This window comes from Rugamonas aquatica (assembly GCF_009380215.1).
GTDB classification, from domain to species: domain Bacteria; phylum Pseudomonadota; class Gammaproteobacteria; order Burkholderiales; family Burkholderiaceae_D; genus Rugamonas; species Rugamonas aquatica_B.
The window spans coordinates 145,213-161,928 of sequence record NZ_WHUG01000012.1 but is presented as its reverse complement, the minus strand read 5'-3'; the positions used below and the strand labels follow the sequence as shown (position 1 = coordinate 161,928).

At 64.2% G+C, this 16,716-nt stretch carries 16 protein-coding genes; 11 read left to right on the top strand and 5 right to left on the bottom strand.

Translation table 11 applies throughout. The features are described 5' to 3' along the window. Nucleotides 1–32: 32 nt before the first annotated feature. On the bottom strand, nucleotides 33–1,286 hold the full coding sequence (locus GEV02_RS24725) for a dicarboxylate/amino acid:cation symporter (protein ID WP_152840593.1): 1,254 nt from the start codon (nucleotides 1,284–1,286) through the stop codon (nucleotides 33–35). 217 nt (nucleotides 1,287–1,503) lie between these two features. Here GEV02_RS24725 and GEV02_RS24720 point away from each other — a divergent pair, with 217 nt between their 5' ends. Further along, nucleotides 1,504–2,229, top strand: a complete 726-nt coding sequence (locus tag GEV02_RS24720) for an amino acid ABC transporter ATP-binding protein (protein ID WP_152808397.1) — start codon at nucleotides 1,504–1,506, stop codon at nucleotides 2,227–2,229. Between the two features lie 11 nt (nucleotides 2,230–2,240). Then, nucleotides 2,241–3,677, top strand: a complete 1,437-nt coding sequence (locus GEV02_RS24715) for an amidohydrolase family protein (protein ID WP_152840592.1) — start codon at nucleotides 2,241–2,243, stop codon at nucleotides 3,675–3,677. 15 nt (nucleotides 3,678–3,692) lie between these two features. Here the strand turns inward: GEV02_RS24715 and GEV02_RS24710 are convergent, their stop codons facing one another. Further along, entirely contained in the window at nucleotides 3,693–4,595 is a 903-nt protein-coding gene (locus GEV02_RS24710; RefSeq protein WP_152840591.1) for a LysR family transcriptional regulator, read from the bottom strand. Nucleotides 4,596–4,700: 105 nt separating this feature from the next. On the opposite strand from GEV02_RS24710, the gene GEV02_RS33735 reads away from it, so the two are divergent. Then, nucleotides 4,701–6,686 (top strand): oxidoreductase, encoded by a 1,986-nt coding sequence (locus GEV02_RS33735; protein WP_152840590.1) that lies wholly within the window; start codon nucleotides 4,701–4,703, stop codon nucleotides 6,684–6,686. Nucleotides 6,687–6,700: 14 nt separating this feature from the next. Here GEV02_RS33735 and GEV02_RS24700 read toward each other — a convergent pair whose 3' ends face one another. Next, nucleotides 6,701–6,964 (bottom strand): Txe/YoeB family addiction module toxin, encoded by a 264-nt coding sequence (locus tag GEV02_RS24700; RefSeq protein WP_328595912.1) that lies wholly within the window; start codon nucleotides 6,962–6,964, stop codon nucleotides 6,701–6,703. Then, a complete protein-coding gene (locus tag GEV02_RS24695) occupies nucleotides 6,961–7,203 on the bottom strand; it encodes a type II toxin-antitoxin system Phd/YefM family antitoxin (protein WP_152840588.1) in 243 nt (80 codons plus the stop codon). Before GEV02_RS24695 ends, GEV02_RS24700 begins: the two co-directional genes overlap by 4 nt. 116 nt (nucleotides 7,204–7,319) lie before the next feature. On the opposite strand from GEV02_RS24695, the gene pyrC reads away from it, so the two are divergent. From pyrC to GEV02_RS33165, 5 genes are all read left to right on the top strand, one after another. Then, nucleotides 7,320–8,372 (top strand): dihydroorotase, encoded by a 1,053-nt coding sequence (pyrC, locus tag GEV02_RS24690; protein WP_070272265.1) that lies wholly within the window; start codon nucleotides 7,320–7,322, stop codon nucleotides 8,370–8,372. Between the two features lie 3 nt (nucleotides 8,373–8,375). Continuing rightward, on the top strand, nucleotides 8,376–9,173 hold the full coding sequence (locus tag GEV02_RS24685) for a DUF3025 domain-containing protein (protein ID WP_328595911.1): 798 nt from the start codon (nucleotides 8,376–8,378) through the stop codon (nucleotides 9,171–9,173). Nucleotides 9,174–9,217: 44 nt separating this feature from the next. After that, on the top strand, nucleotides 9,218–10,213 hold the full coding sequence (locus GEV02_RS24680; protein ID WP_152840587.1) for a Gfo/Idh/MocA family protein: 996 nt from the start codon (nucleotides 9,218–9,220) through the stop codon (nucleotides 10,211–10,213). A gap of 70 nt (nucleotides 10,214–10,283) precedes the next feature. Next, a complete protein-coding gene (locus GEV02_RS24675; protein ID WP_152840586.1) occupies nucleotides 10,284–11,498 on the top strand; it encodes an MFS transporter in 1,215 nt (404 codons plus the stop codon). 2 nt (nucleotides 11,499–11,500) lie between these two features. Continuing rightward, nucleotides 11,501–11,617 carry a TMEM43 family protein gene (locus GEV02_RS33165; protein WP_217433161.1) on the top strand — a complete coding sequence of 39 codons (117 nt, stop codon included), beginning with the start codon at nucleotides 11,501–11,503 and terminating at the stop codon, nucleotides 11,615–11,617. Between the two features lie 89 nt (nucleotides 11,618–11,706). Here GEV02_RS33165 and recG read toward each other — a convergent pair whose 3' ends face one another. Beyond that, on the bottom strand, nucleotides 11,707–13,773 hold the full coding sequence (gene recG / locus GEV02_RS24670) for an ATP-dependent DNA helicase RecG (RefSeq protein WP_070272269.1): 2,067 nt from the start codon (nucleotides 13,771–13,773) through the stop codon (nucleotides 11,707–11,709). Between the two features lie 129 nt (nucleotides 13,774–13,902). On the opposite strand from recG, the gene queA reads away from it, so the two are divergent. From queA to yajC, 3 genes are all read left to right on the top strand, one after another. Next, complete coding sequence (queA, locus tag GEV02_RS24665; protein WP_152840585.1) at nucleotides 13,903–14,928, top strand: tRNA preQ1(34) S-adenosylmethionine ribosyltransferase-isomerase QueA; 1,026 nt, start codon at nucleotides 13,903–13,905, stop codon at nucleotides 14,926–14,928. A 120-nt stretch (nucleotides 14,929–15,048) separates the two neighbouring features. Continuing rightward, complete coding sequence (gene tgt, locus GEV02_RS24660) at nucleotides 15,049–16,188, top strand: tRNA guanosine(34) transglycosylase Tgt (RefSeq protein WP_008452978.1); 1,140 nt, start codon at nucleotides 15,049–15,051, stop codon at nucleotides 16,186–16,188. 126 nt (nucleotides 16,189–16,314) lie between these two features. Beyond that, on the top strand, nucleotides 16,315–16,650 hold the full coding sequence (gene yajC / locus GEV02_RS24655; protein ID WP_008452975.1) for a preprotein translocase subunit YajC: 336 nt from the start codon (nucleotides 16,315–16,317) through the stop codon (nucleotides 16,648–16,650). Nucleotides 16,651–16,716: the final 66 nt, after the last annotated feature.

The following is a 16,716-nucleotide window of genomic DNA, read 5'->3' as shown; positions in this document are numbered from 1 at the left end:
CGGTGGCCTTTTCGTTGGTGCGCGATGTTTGGTTACGCGGCTTTGACCAACTCGACTTCACCGGGAGCGGCCAGTTCGCCTTCCCACTTGGCGACGACTGCAGTAGCCACGCCGTTGCCGATGACGTTGGTCGCAGAGCGCGCCATGTCGAGGAAGTGGTCGATGCCCAGCAACAGCAGCATGCCCGCTTCCGGAATGTTGAACTGACCCAGCGTCGCGGCGATCACCACCAGCGAGGCGCGCGGCACGCCGGCCATGCCTTTTGAGGTCAGCATCAGCACCATCATCATGGTCATCTGCTGGCCCAGCGACATCTCGATGCCGTAAGCCTGCGCGATGAACACGGTGGCGAAGGTGCAGTACATCATCGAGCCGTCCAGGTTGAACGAGTAGCCGATCGGCAGCACGAACGCGGCCAGACGGTTACGGACGCCGAAACGCTCCAGGCCTTCCAGAGTCTTCGGATACGCCGCTTCGCTCGACGCGGTCGAGAAAGCCAGCAGCGCAGGGCTGCGCAGTTCCTTGATCAGGGCGAAGATGCGGCCCTTCAGGAAGACGAAGCCGACGAAGATCAACAGCGCCCACAGCAGGATGATGCCGAAGTAGAACTCGGCCATGAACACGCCGTAGGTCGACAGCACGCCCAGGCCGTTCTTGGCGATCACGCCCGACACGGCCGCGAACACGGCGATCGGTGCGAACTGCATCACGTAGCCGGTTACTTTCAGCATCACGTGGGCCACGCCGTCCAGCGCGGCGACCATGACGTTGGCTTTTTCGCCAACCGCCGCAGCGGCCGAACCAAAGAACAGCGAGAAGATCACGATTTGAAGGATCTCGTTCTTGCTCATGCCTTCAACGATGGAGGACGGCACCAGGTGCGTGACGAATTCCTTCAGCGTCAGGCCCGTCACGACCAGGTCGGACTTGGCGGTGGTGGCGGCCATGTGGCCCAGCAGCGCGTCGCCAGGACGGAACAGGTTGACCAGCACCAGGCCCAGGCTCAGCGACATCACCGAAGCGATGAAGAACCAGCCCAGCGTCTTGATGCCGATGCGGCCCACTTCGGAGGCGTCGCCCATCTTGGCGATGCCGCACACCAGCGTGGAGAACACCAGCGGAGCGATAATCATCTTGATCAGACGCAGGAACAGCGTGGTGATCAGCGACATGTAATCGGCGAATTCGACCGGTTTGGCCAGGTTGGTGTTGGCCAGGTAGCCGGCAAAGATGCCTAGCGCCAGTCCGACGAGGATGTAGGTAGTCAATCGGCTTTGTTTCTGCATGGTGTGCGTTTCCTGTGGTAGTGTCTCTCTGGGCCTGCGCAGAGGGCGGGGTGTCCGCCGCTGCTGTGGTTCTGCATTGGCTGCAACCGGTATTTTATGGTCCGGCTGATGAAACTATTGGCAAGTTCCGCAGTATCCTTGTGGGCAGAGGCGCTGTCAAGCGCATGTAGGGCCGCACCCACGCGGGTTCGGGCCGGTTTTTTTATTCAGCGTACATATGATCGAAATCAACAACGTCAGTAAGTGGTATGGCCAATTTCAGGTGCTGGGCGAGTGCAGTACCCGGGTGGAAAAGGGCGATGTGATGGTGATTTGCGGCCCCTCCGGCTCCGGCAAATCGACGCTGATTAAGACGGTCAACGGCCTGGAGCCGTTCCAAGAGGGGCAAATCAGGGTCGACGGCATCTCCGTCGGCGCCAAAAACACCGATTTACCGGCGCTGCGGGCCCGGATCGGCATGGTTTTCCAGAATTTCGAGCTGTTCCCCCATTTATCCATCCGCGACAACCTGAACCTGGCCCAGGTCAAGGTGCTGGGCCGCAGCGTCGACGAAGCTACCGAGCGCGGCCTGCGCTACCTGGACCGGGTCGGCCTGCTGGCGCAGCAGGACAAGTTCCCCGGCCAGCTGTCCGGCGGCCAGCAGCAGCGCGTGGCCATCGCCCGGGCGCTGTCGATGGACCCGATCGCCATGCTGTTCGACGAACCCACCTCGGCGCTGGACCCGGAAATGATCAATGAAGTGCTGGACGTGATGGTCGGCCTGGCGCAGGAAGGCATGACCATGATGGTGGTGACGCATGAAATGGGCTTTGCCCGCAAAGTGGCCAACCGCGTGGTGTTCATGGACCAGGGCCGCATCCTGGAGGATTGCAGCAAGGACGAGTTCTTCGGCGCCCCCCGTTCGGAACGGGCGCGGGACTTCCTGGCCCGCATCATCCACTAACCAATACTCTTATGACAATTCTCAAACCGCTCGCCGGCGCCATGCTGGCGCTGGGATTGCTGGGCGCGGCCCACGCAGCCGATAAAATCGCCGTCGACCTGGTGCTGACCAGGGCCACGCTGATCGATGTGGCGGGCGGCAAGGCCGTCAAGGGCAAGTCCGTCGTGCTGAGGGGCGACACCATCGTCGCCGTGGTCGATGACCGCCAGCTGTCCGGCTATGCCGCCAAAAAGACCATCCGCCTGCCGGGCAAGTACCTGATGCCGGGGCTGTGGGACACCCATGTGCACTTCGGCGGCGGCCCGGCCCTGATCGAAGAGAACAAGCATCTGCTGGCGCTGTACCTGGCCAACGGCATCACCGCCGTGCGCGACTGCTCGGGCGACCTGCCGGACACGGTGCTGGCTTGGCGCGGCCAGATCCAGGCCGGCCAGCTGGAAGGGCCGACCATCTTCACCTCCGGCGCCAAGCTGGAAGGCTACAAGCCGCTGTGGAAGGGCACCATCGAAGTCGGCACGCCGGAAGAGGTGAGCAAGGCACTGGACGGCTTGCAGGCGCAGAAAGTCGATTTCGTCAAAATTACCGAGAACACGCTGAAGCCGGAGATCTATCTGGAAGCGCTGCGCCAGGCCAGGGAGCGCGGCATGCGCACCTCCGGCCACATTCCGGTGCAACTGACGCTGGCGCAGATGTTCGACGCAGGCCTGGGCACGGTGGAGCATCAATCCTACCTGCTGCGCTCCTCGACGCCGAAGGAGGCCGAGCTGACCGCGCAAGTGGCCGCCGGCACGCTGACCGGCAAGGAAGCCATGAAGCAAAGCCTGCAAACCTACGACGAGGCGGCCGCGCGCGCATCGTTCCGCTACATGGCGGCCAAGGGCACGGCCGTGGTGCCGACGCTGTCGGTGTCGCGTGTGGTGGCTTATCTGGACCGCGACGATCACTCGCACGATCCGGCCTTGCAGTACATCGGCAAAGGCCTGCGCGCCACCTACGACTGGCGCGTGCAGCGCGCCGCGCAGGACAACGCGGAAGCGATCGCGCAGCGCAAGGCGGTCTTCGAGAAGTCGGCGTCACTGCTGCCGTTGCTGGCGCAGGAGGGCGTGAGCATCATCGCCGGCACGGATGCGGGCTTTTTGAACTCCTACGATTATCCGGGCCAGGCGCTGCATGACGAAATCGGCTTGTACGTGCAGTACGGCCTGACGCCGGTGCAGGCCTTGCAGACGGCCGTCATCAACGGCCCGCGCTTCCTCGGGCATCTGGACCGCTACGGCAGCCTGGAGGCCGGCAAGGTGGCCGACCTGCTGGTGCTGGATGCGAACCCGCTGCAGGACATCGCCGCCACCCGCAAGATCCGCACGGTGGTCAGCCGCGGCCAGGTCTACGACCGCGCGCGCCTCGACCGCATGCTGGCCGACACCAAGGCCTGGGTCGCGGCCCAGTAAGAGCAGGCTCCGCGCCTACAACGGTGCGGAGTATCCCTTCAGGCTGGCCTGCACGAAATCGATGAACAACCGCACCCGCGACGGGATCAGGCGCGATTCGATGATCGCGTACACGGGTATCGGCGAGAAGTCCCACTCCGGCAGCACGCGTTGCAGCTGGCCGCGTTCCAGTTCCTCCAGCGCTTCGGGGCCGGCGGAAATCGCCACGCCCATGCCCAGTGCCGCCATCTTCCTGCACATGCTGACGTTGTTGGCGGTGTAGCGGCCGCTGACGTCGACGGTCACGGTCTTTTTGCGCGAGGACAGCGTCCACTGCGCTTTGCCTCCGCCGGGGAACTGGATCATGCACTGATGGTTGGCCAGGTCGTCGGGGTGTTTCAGCGGCGGCGCACCGCGCAGATACGCCGGTGACGCATACAGGTAGCGCGGCAGCAGACCGACCTGGCGGGCGATCAGCGTGGACGGCGTGGGCGGCGGCGTACCCATGCGGATCGCGCAATCGAAGCCGTCGGTCACCAGGTCGACGCGGCGCGGCGTCAGGTCCATTTCGAAATCGATTTGCGGATACTGTTCGCCGAAGGCCTTCAGCGACGGCGCCAGGTAGGAGATCGCCAGGTCCACCGGCATCGATACCCGCAGCGTGCCGCTGGGGCGCTCGGCCAGTTCCTGCAGCGATTCGTGGGCGATGCGCGCTTCGGCGACGATGCTTTCGCAGCGGCGGAAGTAGGCCTGGCCGGCCTCGGTCAGCTCGACCTTGCGGGTGGAGCGGTGGAACAGGCGTACGCCGATTTCCTTCTCCAGTTCCGAGATGCGGCGCGACAGCGTGGAGTTGGGCATGTCCAGCGTCTCGGCTGCGCGCCGGAAGCCCCGGGCGTTGGCGACCGCCACAAACAGCTCCATGCTCGATAAGAGTGACATAGTGATTGCTCCATCAGTGGATCAGTGATTTCATTTTAAGCTATTTATCCCAATGGCGAATCAATGGATGATGGCTGCACATTCACTCACTTAGCGAGGCTCTCCATGAACACCTTATCGACAGCAGTGCAAATCGGCCGTTATACCCTGCGCAACCGCATGGTCATGGCGCCCATGACTCGTTCGCGCGCCAACGATGCGGACGGCGTGCAGTCCGAACTGGCCGTCACCTATTACCGCCAGCGCGCCACGGCCGGCTTGATCGTCACCGAAGGCGTGTTCCCCAGCGCGATGGGCAAGGGCTATGTGCGCACGCCGGGCATTCACACCGATGCGCAGGTCGCGGCATGGAAGCAGGTGGCGGATGCGGTGCACGCCGAGGGTGGCCGCATCTTCATGCAGCTGATGCATACGGGGCGTATCTCGCATCCGAGCATGCTGCCGGGTGGTGCGCTGCCGGTGGCGCCGTCGGCCATCAAGCCTGCGGGCCAGTCCTTCACCGCCAAGGGCATGGAAGATTTCGTCATGCCGCGTGCACTGGAGACTTCGGAGGTGGCTGGCATCGTGGCCGAATACCGGCAGGCGACGCGCCGCGCGCTGGAGGCGGGCTTCGATGGTGTTGAATTGCATGCGGCGTCGGGTTATCTGCCGGAGCAGTTCCTTTCCTCAGGCAGCAACCAGCGCAGCGACCAGTATGGCGGCTCGATTGCCAACCGCGCGCGTTTCATCCTGGAGGTGCTTGATGCGATGATCGCGGAAGCGGGCAGCGACCGCGTTGGCATCAAGATCTCGCCGGAGATGGGCTTCAACGACATCAAGGATGAATCGCTGGTGGAGACCTACGCCTACCTGGTGCGCCAGCTCGCGCCGTTGAACCTGGCCTATCTGCATGTGGCCAAGTTCAAGGCGGAGTACGACTATCACGGCGCGCTGCGGCCGCTGTTCAACGGCGCCTACATCCTGGGCGGCGGCCAGACCCGCGAGTCCGGCGAGCAGCGCATCGCGGCCGGCGAGGCGGATGCGGTGGCCTATGGCAGCGCCTTCCTGGCCAACCCCGACCTGCCGCGCCGCTTCGCGTTGCAGGCGCCGCTCAACGCGCCGAATCCGGCGCTGTTCTATGCGCCGGGCGCGCAGGGCTATATCGACTATCCGGCGCAGGCCGACGCCCCGGCCAACCGCGCGCTGCGCATCCATGCCTACGGCGGAGAGGAAGTGATGCAGTGGGATGACGTGCCGGCGCCGCAGCCAGGTGCGGGCGAGGTGCTGGTGCGGGTTGCCGCAGCAGGCGTCAACGGCCTCGATTGGAAAATCCGCGATGGCCTGGTCAAGGATGTGTTCCAGCTGCCGCTGCCCGCCACGCTGGGTCTCGAACTGGCTGGCGAAGTCGCCGCGGTCGGTGCGGGAGTGGACGGCTACGCGATAGGCGACCGCGTATTCGGCGCGCTGGGTGGCCTGGGCGCATATGCGGGCCATGTGGCGGTTGCCGCGTCCAAGCTGGCGTTGACACCGGCAACCATGGACGACGCCACCGCTGCGGCGATTCCTGTCGCCGCGATGACGGCATGGCAGGCGCTGTTTGAAACCGGCCGGCTCCAGCGTGGCGAGACGGTGCTGATCCACGGCGCCGCCGGCGGCGTCGGCGGCTACGCCGTGCAGTTCGCGAAGCAGGCAGGCGTGCGCGTGCTGGCGACGGCACAAGGGCGTAACGCTGATCTGCTTCACCGCCTCGGCGCCGATCAAGTGATCGACTACAAAACCACGCGTTTCGAGGACGTGGCGAAGAACGTCGACCTGGTGTTCGATCTGGTGGGCGGCGAAACGCTGGACCGTTCGTGGCAGGTGCTGTCGCCGCAGGGCCGCATCGTCAGCATCGCCGCGCCGGACATCGCGGCGCGCGTGCCGGAAGGGCGGCGCGGCAGCTGGCACACCATGCATCCCGACGGCGCACTGCTGGCGCGCATCGCTGCGCAGGCGGCCGGCGGCGAGCTGACCGTGGTGGTCTCGGAAGTCGTCACCGCCGACCAGGCGCCAGCCGCCATCGAGCGCAACAAAACCGGCCACGGCGCGGGTAAGACGGTGATCCGCTTCTAAGGAAGCCAGTCGCACTAAGCGTAGTGTGTCCACATGCGCAGGATGCGAACAATATGCTGATCCGGGAAAACCTCATACACGAGGCGGTGATGGATGTTGATCCTGCGCGAGTAGGTCCCCGCCAGATCGCCCACCAGCTTTTCAAATGGCGGTGGGCGCCTGAACGGATCGTCTGCCAGCAGGTCGAGTAGCGCCTGCACCTGCTTTTTCATTCCGGCTGCCGCCGCCTTCTTCGCATCCTTCTGCGCCTGGTGGGAGTACACCAGCTGCCAGCTCACCAGATCAATTCCTTATCGCTGTCGCCCAGTGGTTCCGCCCGTGCGGCGAGGATGGATTCGCGCATTCCCGGCACCGACAGCAAGTACAGCGTTTCCTGGATTGCGTGCCAGTCCTCGGCGGAGAGGAGCACGGCGTTGTTGCGCTTGCCGGTGATGGTGATGGGCTGGTGGCTGGCTGCGGTTTCGTCGATCAGGTTATAGAGCCGTGCGCGTGCGTCGCTGGCTGAGATGGTGTCCATGGCGGCTCCCTTGTGGCGTATTCAAAACGTACGCCTTAACGTACGCACTGTCAAGCGGACGGCGCAAGAGGGTAAAATGGCGGTATTCGTCTTTGATAGCCTGAAAGCCCGCCGCCATGTCCGACCTCGAACACACCCCAGACAGCATCACCATCGCCCGTCCCGACGACTGGCATTTGCACCTGCGCGACGGCGCCACCCTGGCCAGCGTGCTGCCGCATAGCGCCCGCCAGTTCGGCCGCGCCATCGTGATGCCCAACCTGAAGCCGCCTGTCACCACCACCGCCGCTGCCGAGGCTTATCGCAGCCGCATCATGGCGGCTCTGCCGGCTGGCATGAAGTTCGAGCCGCTGATGACGCTCTACCTGACCAACAACACGCCGCCGGACGAAATCCTGCGCGCCCAGGAAAGCGGCATCGTCCACGCGGTCAAGCTGTATCCGGCCGGCGCCACCACCAACTCGGACGCCGGCGTCACCGACCTGTCCAACTGCTACAAGACGCTGGAGATGATGCAGGAAGTGGGCATGCCCTTCCTGGTCCACGGCGAAGTCACCGACCAGGACATCGACTTGTTCGACCGCGAAGCCGTCTTCATCGAACGCGTCATGCGTCCGCTGCGCCGCGATTTCCCGGCGCTGAACATCGTCTTCGAACACATCACCACCAAGCACGCCGCGCAGTACGTGGCGGAAGCCGAAGGCCCGATCGCCGCGACCATCACCGCGCATCACCTGCTGTACAACCGCAACGACATCTTCAAAGGCGGCATCCGTCCTCACTACTACTGCCTGCCGGTGCTCAAGCGCGAAGAACACCGCCTGGCGCTGGTGACGGCCGCCACCAGCGGCGACGAACGCTTCTTCCTCGGCACCGACTCCGCGCCGCATGCGCAGGGCGCCAAGGAAGCCGCCTGCGGCTGCGCCGGCTGCTACACCGCGCTGCACGCGATGGAGCTTTACGCCGAAGCCTTCGAACGCGCCGGTGCGCTGGACAAGCTGGAAGCCTTCGCCAGCTTCAACGGCCCGGCCTTCTACGGCCTGCCGCGCAACACCGACACCATCACGCTCAAGCGCGAGCAATGGACGCTGCCGGAAACCCTGCCGCTGGCAGACCAGCACGTGGTGCCGCTCAACGCCGGCGAAACCATCAACTGGAAAATGGTATAAGCAGTGCTGCAAGCGATAGACTGGCCGCGTCCCTGGTACGATTCGATACGCGCCGCGGCCGGCCAGCTGTCGGCGGACGTGCCCTTCATGGACACGTTCAACGCGCGGGCCGCCACACTGGGCTTGCGCAATCACCTGGATTTGCCGATCTCCTTCGTGCCGCAGGAATCCCTGCCTGACGGCACCGCCTACGAAGCCTTCATCGGCGCCACCGGCTGCGTGCCCACGCGGGACAATCTGCACGACTTCTTCAACGGCCTGGTATGGCTTAGCTTCCCGCGCATCAAAGTGCAGCTGAACGCCTTGCAGGCGGCGCAGATCGCGCTGGACGGCGTCGGCAAATCGCGCGGACCCGCGCGCGATGGCGCCACCATCTTCGACGAGAACGCCGCGCTGCTGGTGGTGCGCGACAGCGACGCCGGCCACGCGCTGATCGCCGCCTTGCGCGACCACCAATGGCGCGCCGCCTTCGTCGAGCAGCGCGCCAGCTTCGGGCCGGAGGCGCAGGTCTGGCTGTTCGGCCACGCGCTGATGGAGAAGCTGGTCGCACCGCGCAAGGCGATCACCGCGCACACACGGGTGGTAGTCGCGGGCGACGATTTCTTCGCCATGGACCACGACGCCCGCCGCCACTGGATCGACGCCAAAGTGGCGCAGGAGCTGGCCGAGCATGGCCTCAGCACCGCCGACTTCATGCCGATGCAGGCGCTGGGCGTGCCGGGATGGTGGCCGGAGCAGGACGACGCCTTCTACGACGACGCAACGGTGTTCCGCCCCAAGCGCGCACCGGCGGTAAAATAGATTTTTAACCGACCTCGCCGCCGACGCGGCAGAAAGAGCACGCCATGACGCAGGTAATTCGTTGGGGGATACTCGGCACCGGCAAGATCGCCAAGGCTTTCGCCATCGCCTTGCAGGATACGCCCGGCGCCAAGCTGGCCGCCGTCGCTTCGCGCAGTGTAGATAGCGCTACCAAGTTCGGCATAGAGTATGGCGCGGAGCGCTTCCACGGCAGTTATCAGGCGCTGGCCGACGATCCCGAGGTCGATGTCATCTACATCGGCACGCCGCACCCCATGCACCACGAGAACGCGCTGATGTGCCTCCATGGCGGCAAGGGTGTGCTGGTGGAGAAGTCCTTCACCATGAACCGCCGCCAGGCCGAGGACATCATCAACCTGGCGCGCCAGAAAAAACTGTTCGTCATGGAGGCGATGTGGACGCGCTTCATGCCGGCCGTGGTGGAGGCCAAGCGCATCGTCGACAGCGGCGAGATCGGCGTGCCGGCCCATGTCAGCGCGGATTTCGGCTTTACCTCCGATGCGGGACCGGAGCACCGCCTGTTCGCGCCGGAGCTGGGCGGCGGCGCGCTGCTGGACCTGGGCATTTATCCGCTGTCGATGGCGTCGTTCTTCCTCGGCCCGGTCACGGGCGTGAAGGCGCAGGCGGAGATGGCCGCCACCGGCGTCGACATGCAGACCGCGTTCACGCTGATGCACAAGGATGGCGGCGTATCGTCGTGCGCGTGCAGCCTGCGTTCGCGCACGCCGACCGAGCTGACAATCTCCGGCACCAAGGGCTTCGTGCGCCTGCACGACCGCTTCCACAACACCGAGACCATCACCGTCACACTGGTGGACGGCGCCAACCGCAGCGAGCGCACCATCAACCTGCCGCGCAGCGGCAACGGCTACACGCACGAGGCGCAGGAAGTGGGGCGCTGCATTCGCGCCGGCCTGATCGAAAGCCCGGTGATGCCGCACGAGGAAACGCTGTCCATCATGGGCACGCTGGACGATATCCGCGCACAGATCGGCTTGAAATACACCTTCGACATTTAAGGCCTTCAAGCGCGGGCGGCGGGAACTGGTTAGAATCGACAGATGTCGTTTCCACAATCAGGACCCTATCATGTTCGTCGCCACCCGCGCTCCCTCTCTTAAAACCGTCCTGCTGGCCAGCGGCGTCGTCCTGACGCTGGCGATGGGCGTGCGCCACGGCTTCGGCTTCTGGATGCAGCCTATCTCGCAAGCCAACGGCTGGACGCGTGAAACCTATTCGCTGGCGCTGGCCTTGCAGAACCTGTTGTGGGGCGCGTTCGGCCCGTTCGCCGGCATGGCGGCGGACCGCTTCGGCACCATGCGCGTGGTGCTGGTGGGCGCGGTCAGCTACATGGCGGGGCTGGTGTGGATGGCGCTGGTGACGCAGCCCACCTTGTTCGTGATCGGCTCCGGCGTCTTCATCGGACTGGGGCTGGCGTGTACCGCGTTCGGCGCGGTCAGCGGCATCATCGGCCGCGTGGCGCCGATGGAAAAGCGTTCGTGGGCGTTCGGAATCTCCGGTGCGGCCAGCTCCTTCGGCCAGTTCCTGATGATGCCGGTCGAGCAGCAATTGATTTCCGCAGTGGGCTGGCAGCAGGCCTTCTATTTGCTGGCAGCGCTGGTGGTGGTGCTGATGGTGCCGATGTCCTTCCACTTGCGCGAGCCGGCGGTGGAGCATAGCGGTCCCCAGCAAAGCGTGCGCGAGGCGATGAGCGAGGCAATCGGCAACCGCTCCTTCCTGTTCCTGGTGGCTGGCTATTTCGTGTGCGGTTTCCAGCTGGTGTTCATCGGCGTGCATATGCCGGCGTACTTGAAGGACAAGGGCATCGCCAGTCCGGGCGTGGCGGTGATGGCGCTGGCGCTGATAGGCTTGTTCAACATCTTCGGCTCCTACTACGCGGGCAAGCTGGGTGGACGCTTCCCCAAGCGCTACCTGCTGTCGTCGATTTACTTCACGCGCGCCGTCGTCATCGGCCTGTTCCTGCTGGCGCCGTTGACGCCGTACTCGGTGTACGTGTTCGCGGCGGCGATAGGCTTCATCTGGCTGTCGACGGTGCCTCTGACGAACGGCATCATCGCCGGCATCTTCGGCGTCAAACACATGTCGATGCTGGCGGGTGTGGTGTTCTTCTCGCACCAGATGGGCAGCTTCATCGGCGTTTGGCTGGCCGGCTATCTGTTTGCGAAGCTGGGCAGCTACGACATCGTGTGGGGCATCGCGATTGGACTGAGCGTGATGGCCGGCTTAATCAACCTGCCGATCAACGAGCGCGCCCTGGAACGGGGCGATCTGAAAGCGGCATAGCCATGAAAACCTGGCTGCTCCGCGCGGCCGGCGCCGTGTTGCTGGCGCTGGTGTTCATGGCCTATCTGACGCCGGATTTCATGCTGGACCTCGCCAACCGCATCTACCTCTGCTTCTAAAATGGGGTCAAGTCTGACATTTGGACACGGCCTCTGCCGTAGCGGCTGCTACGGCAGAGGCCGTGTCCAAATGTCAGACTTGACCCCAACTAGACTTTGAGGAACTCTTCGCGGCCGCCGAGCCAGCGAGCCAGGTGGGCTTCGACGGTGGCGGCTTTTTCCGGGGTGTCGGCGTGCAGCAGGTCGTGGGCGACGTCGCGCGCCTGATCGACCAGCCAGCCGTCCGTTTCCAGATCGGCGAAGCGCAGCATCGCCTGTCCCGATTGACGGGCGCCGAGGAATTCGCCGGGACCACGTATCTCCAGGTCGCGCCTCGCGATCTCAAAGCCGTCGGTGGTTTCGCGCATCGTCATCAGGCGCTGCTTGGCGACGCCTCCCAGCGGGCTTTGATACAGCAGCAGGCACACCGAGGCCGCCGTGCCACGTCCCACACGTCCGCGCAGCTGGTGCAGCTGCGACAGGCCGAAGCGCTCCGCGTGCTCGATCACCATCAGCGATGCATTCGGCACGTCCACGCCGACTTCGATCACCGTTGTCGCGACCAGCACCTGCATCTCGTTGGCGCTGAAGGCATCCATCACCACCTGCTTCTCGGCCGGCTTGAGGCGGCCGTGCACCAGGCCCACGTTCAGGTCCGGCAGGGCTTCGGCCAATAGCGCGTGGGTGTCGGTGGCAGTTTGCAGTTGCAGCGCTTCCGATTCCTCGATCAGCGGACAGACCCAGTAGATCTGCCGTCCTTCCAGCGCCGCTGCGTGCACACGCTCGATCACTTCATCGCGCCGGTTCTGGTCGACGGCGCGCGTGACGATGGGGCTGCGGCCAGGCGGCAGCTCGTCGATCACCGATACTTCCAGATCGGCGTAGTAGGTCATCGCCAGCGTGCGCGGAATCGGCGTGGCCGACATCATCAGCTGGTGCGGGATCGCGCCCTCGACGCCCTTGTTGCGCAAGGTGAGCCGCTGGCCCACACCGAAGCGGTGCTGCTCGTCGACGATCACCAGTCCCAGGTTGGCGAAGTTGACCGCCTCCTGGATCAGCGCATGCGTGCCGATCACCAGTTGCGCTTCGCCGGATTCGATCAGCGCATACGCGGCCAGCTTGTCCTTCTTCTTCAAGCTGCCCGTCAGCCACGCGACCTTGACGCCCAAGGGCTCCATCCACGCGGCGATCTTGCGGAAGTGCTGGTCGGCGAGGATTTCGGTAGGCGCCATCAGCGCGGCCTGGAAGCCGCTGTCGATCGCCTGCGCGGCCGCCAGCGCCGACACCACGGTCTTGCCGCTGCCGACATCGCCCTGCAACAGCCGCTGCATCGGATACGGATGGCGCAGATCGGCGCGGATTTCGTTCAGCACGCGCTGCTGAGCGCCCGTCAGTTTGAACGGCAGCGCCGCCTGGAAGCGCTCGGACAACTGGCCGACCGTCTTCAGCGCCGCCGCGCCCTTGGAACGGCGCGCCCGCTGCGCGCGCTTCAGAGACAGCTGCTGCGCCAGCAGCTCGTCGAACTTCATGCGCGTCCACGCCGGATGCGAGCGGTCGGCCAGCGCATGTTCGTCCACTTGCTGCGGCGGGTAGTGCAGCAGCTTCACGGCCGGCTCGAAATCGGACAGCTGCATCGCGGCGCGCAGATCGGCCGGCAGCGTATCGGTCCAGTCGACCCGCTTCATGGCGTCGCCGATGGCGCGCCGCAGTATCGGCTGCGACAGGCCTTCGCCCGACGGATACACCGGCGTCAGGGAAGTCGGCAGCGGCGCGCCCTCGTTGACCACCTTGTAGGCCGGATGCACCATTTCGGCGCCAAAGAAGCCGTGTTTCAGTTCGCCGCGCGCGCGCACTCGCGTGCCCTCGGCCAGCTGCTTGACCTGGCTGCCGTAGAAGTTCATGAAGCGCAGCTGCAGGTCGCCGCTTTCGTCGGCGATGTGCACCAGCAGCTGCTTGCGCGGCTTGTAGGTGATCTCGTTCTTGACCACCACGCCCTCGACCTGCGAGGTCTCGCCGCCGTGCAGGCGGGCCTCTTCGATGGTGATGACCTGGGTTTCGTCCTCGTAGCGCATGGGCAGGTGCAGCACCAGGTCCATATCGGTGTGCAGGCCTAGCTTGGCCAGCTTGGCTTCCGGGCTGACTGTCTTTTTGACGGGTTTGGAGGTTGAAACAGGCATATTGGAGCGTTTTTCGGGCACTAGCGTAAAATAGAGGGTTGGCCGCAGCAAAGCAACGCCGGTATTGTACGACTTGCACCGCCATCGGGCCTACCCGAATTTTCTTCAACAGTTTCCAGAAGTCCGCCCATGTACTCGCTTTCCGATTTCGATTTTAACTTGCCGCAAGAGCGTATTGCGCAATTCCCGCTGCCAGACCGCAGCGCTTCCCGCCTGCTGCACCTGGACGGCGCGCAGATCATCGACCGCCAGTTCGCCGATATCGTCGGCCAGCTGCAGGCCGGCGACCTGCTGGTGATGAACGATACCCGCGTGCTGAAGGCGCGCTTCTTCGGCGTCAAGGAAAGCGGCGGCAAGATCGAGGCGCTGGTCGAGCGCGTGCTGGACAACCGCACCGTGCTGGCCCAGGTGCGCGCCTCCAAGTCGCCCGGCCCCGGTGTCAAGATCCGCCTGGCCGATGCCTTCGACGTCACCGTCGGCGAGCGCGCGGGCGAGTTCTACACCCTGCATTTCGACGCCGACGTGTTTGACCTGATCGAAGCGCACGGCCGCCTGCCGCTGCCGCCGTACATCGAGCACGATGCCGATACCTTCGACGAAACCCGCTACCAGACGGTGTTCAACAAGGTGCCGGGCGCCGTGGCCGCGCCGACCGCCGGTCTGCACTTCGACGAGAAGCTGCTGGCCGAGCTGAAGGCCAAGGGCGTCAACTTCGCCTACGTCACGCTGCACGTGGGCGCCGGCACCTTCCAGCCGGTGCGCGCCGAAGTACTGGCCGAGCACAAGATGCACACCGAGTGGTACACCATGCCGCAGGAGACCGTCGATGCCGTGCGCGCCACCCGCGCCGCCGGCCGCGACGTGGTGGCGGTCGGCACCACCAGCCTGCGCGCGCTGGAATCAGCGTCGCAGAGCGGCCAGCTGGAAGCGGGCAGCGCCGACACCGCGCTGTTCATCACGCCCGGCTACCAGTTCAAGGCGGTCACCCGTCTGATCACCAATTTCCACCTGCCGAAGTCGACCCTGCTGATGCTGGTGTCGGCCTTCGCCGGTTTTGAAGAGATCCGCAAGGCTTACGCCCACGCGATCGCCAACGAATACCGTTTCTTCAGCTATGGCGACGCCATGCTGCTGACGACCCAGGAACGCGCTTAACACCCGCCGCCCGTCGTTCCCGCGAAAGCGGGAACCCATGCTGACTATGGAGGGAATCCAAGCAGTGTGCGGATTCCCGCTTTCGCGGGAATGACGGGAGGTAACAATAAGGAATGAATAATGTTGGAATTTAAACTGCACAAGACCGATAGCAGCGGTCTGACCAAGGCCCGCCGCGGCGAAGTCAAACTGAACCACGGCGTGGTCCAGACTCCGATCTTCATGCCGGTCGGCACCTATGGCTCGGTCAAGGCGATGTCGCCGCTGGAGCTGAAGGAAATCGACGCCCAGATCATCCTGGGCAACACCTTCCACCTGTGGCTGCGCCCGGGCAATGACGTGATGGCCAAGTTCGGCGGCCTGCACGATTTCATGGGATGGGATAAACCGATCCTGACCGACTCCGGCGGCTTCCAGGTGTTTTCACTGGGTGCGATGCGCAAGATCACGGAAGAGGGCGTGCACTTCAACTCGCCGATCAACGGCGACAAGCTGTTCCTGTCGCCGGAAGTGTCGATGCAGATCCAGCGCGTGCTGAACTCCGACATCGTCATGCAGTTCGACGAATGCACGCCTTATGAAATCGACAACCGCCCGGCGACTCTTGATGAGGCGGCTAAATCCATGCGCATGTCCTTGCGCTGGGCGCAACGATCGATGGATGAATTCCACCGTGGCGAGAACCCGAACGCGCTGTTCGGCATCGTCCAGGGCGGCATGTTCGAGAACCTGCGCGACGAATCGCTGGCCAAGCTGGAAGAGATCGACTTCCCGGGCCTGGCCATCGGCGGCCTGTCGGTTGGCGAGCCGAAGGAAGACATGATGCGCATCCTGGCCCACGTCGGCCCGAAAATGCCGGCCAACAAGCCGCACTACCTGATGGGCGTGGGCACGCCGGAAGACCTGGTCAACGGCGTTTCCAACGGCGTCGACATGTTCGACTGCGTGATGCCGACCCGTAACGCCCGCAACGGCTGGATCTTCACCCGCTTCGGCGACGTGAAAATCAAGAACGCCCGTTACAAGGAAGACAAGGAACCGCTGGACAGCACCTGCTCCTGCTATGCTTGCCGCAACTTCTCGCGCGCCTACCTGCATCACCTGAACCGCACCCAGGAAATCCTCGGCGCGCGCCTGAACACCATCCACAACCTGCACTACTACCTGGACATCATGCGCCAGATGCGCGAGGCCCTGGATGAGGACCGCTTCCACGCCTGGACCCTGCAATTCCACGCCGACCGGGCGCGCGGCGTCTAAGAATAACTAAAAGTGTTGTAAGTCTTGTAAAAAGATTTATGCCACCCACATAGCCGGAAGACCTAGCGCCTTCCGGCCAGTGCTAGAATACAGCGCTATTTTTTCAAACTATTATCGGAGTCACCTGTGTTCATTTCCAACGCTTACGCCCAATCGGCATCCCCACTCGACGCACTCGGCCTGGGCGGCAATCTCGGCAGCTTCCTGCCGCTGATCCTGATGTTTGTCGCGATGTACTTCCTGATGATCCGTCCTCAGCAGAAGCGCGCGAAAGAGCAGAAGGCCATGATGGAAGCGCTGGCCAAGGGCGACGAAGTCGTCACCGCCGGCGGTGTGCTGGGCAAGGTCTCCAAAGTGACCGACCTGTATGTGACCCTGGAAATCTCCAGCGGCGCCGAACTGACGGTGCAAAAGAACTCCGTCACCATGCTGCTGCCTAAGGGCACGCTGAAGGCGCTGTAATCTGGTCCCGGCCCGCATTGCGCGGGCCGTATTGCATCCGACGCCTAACACTGAACGTTGAACAAT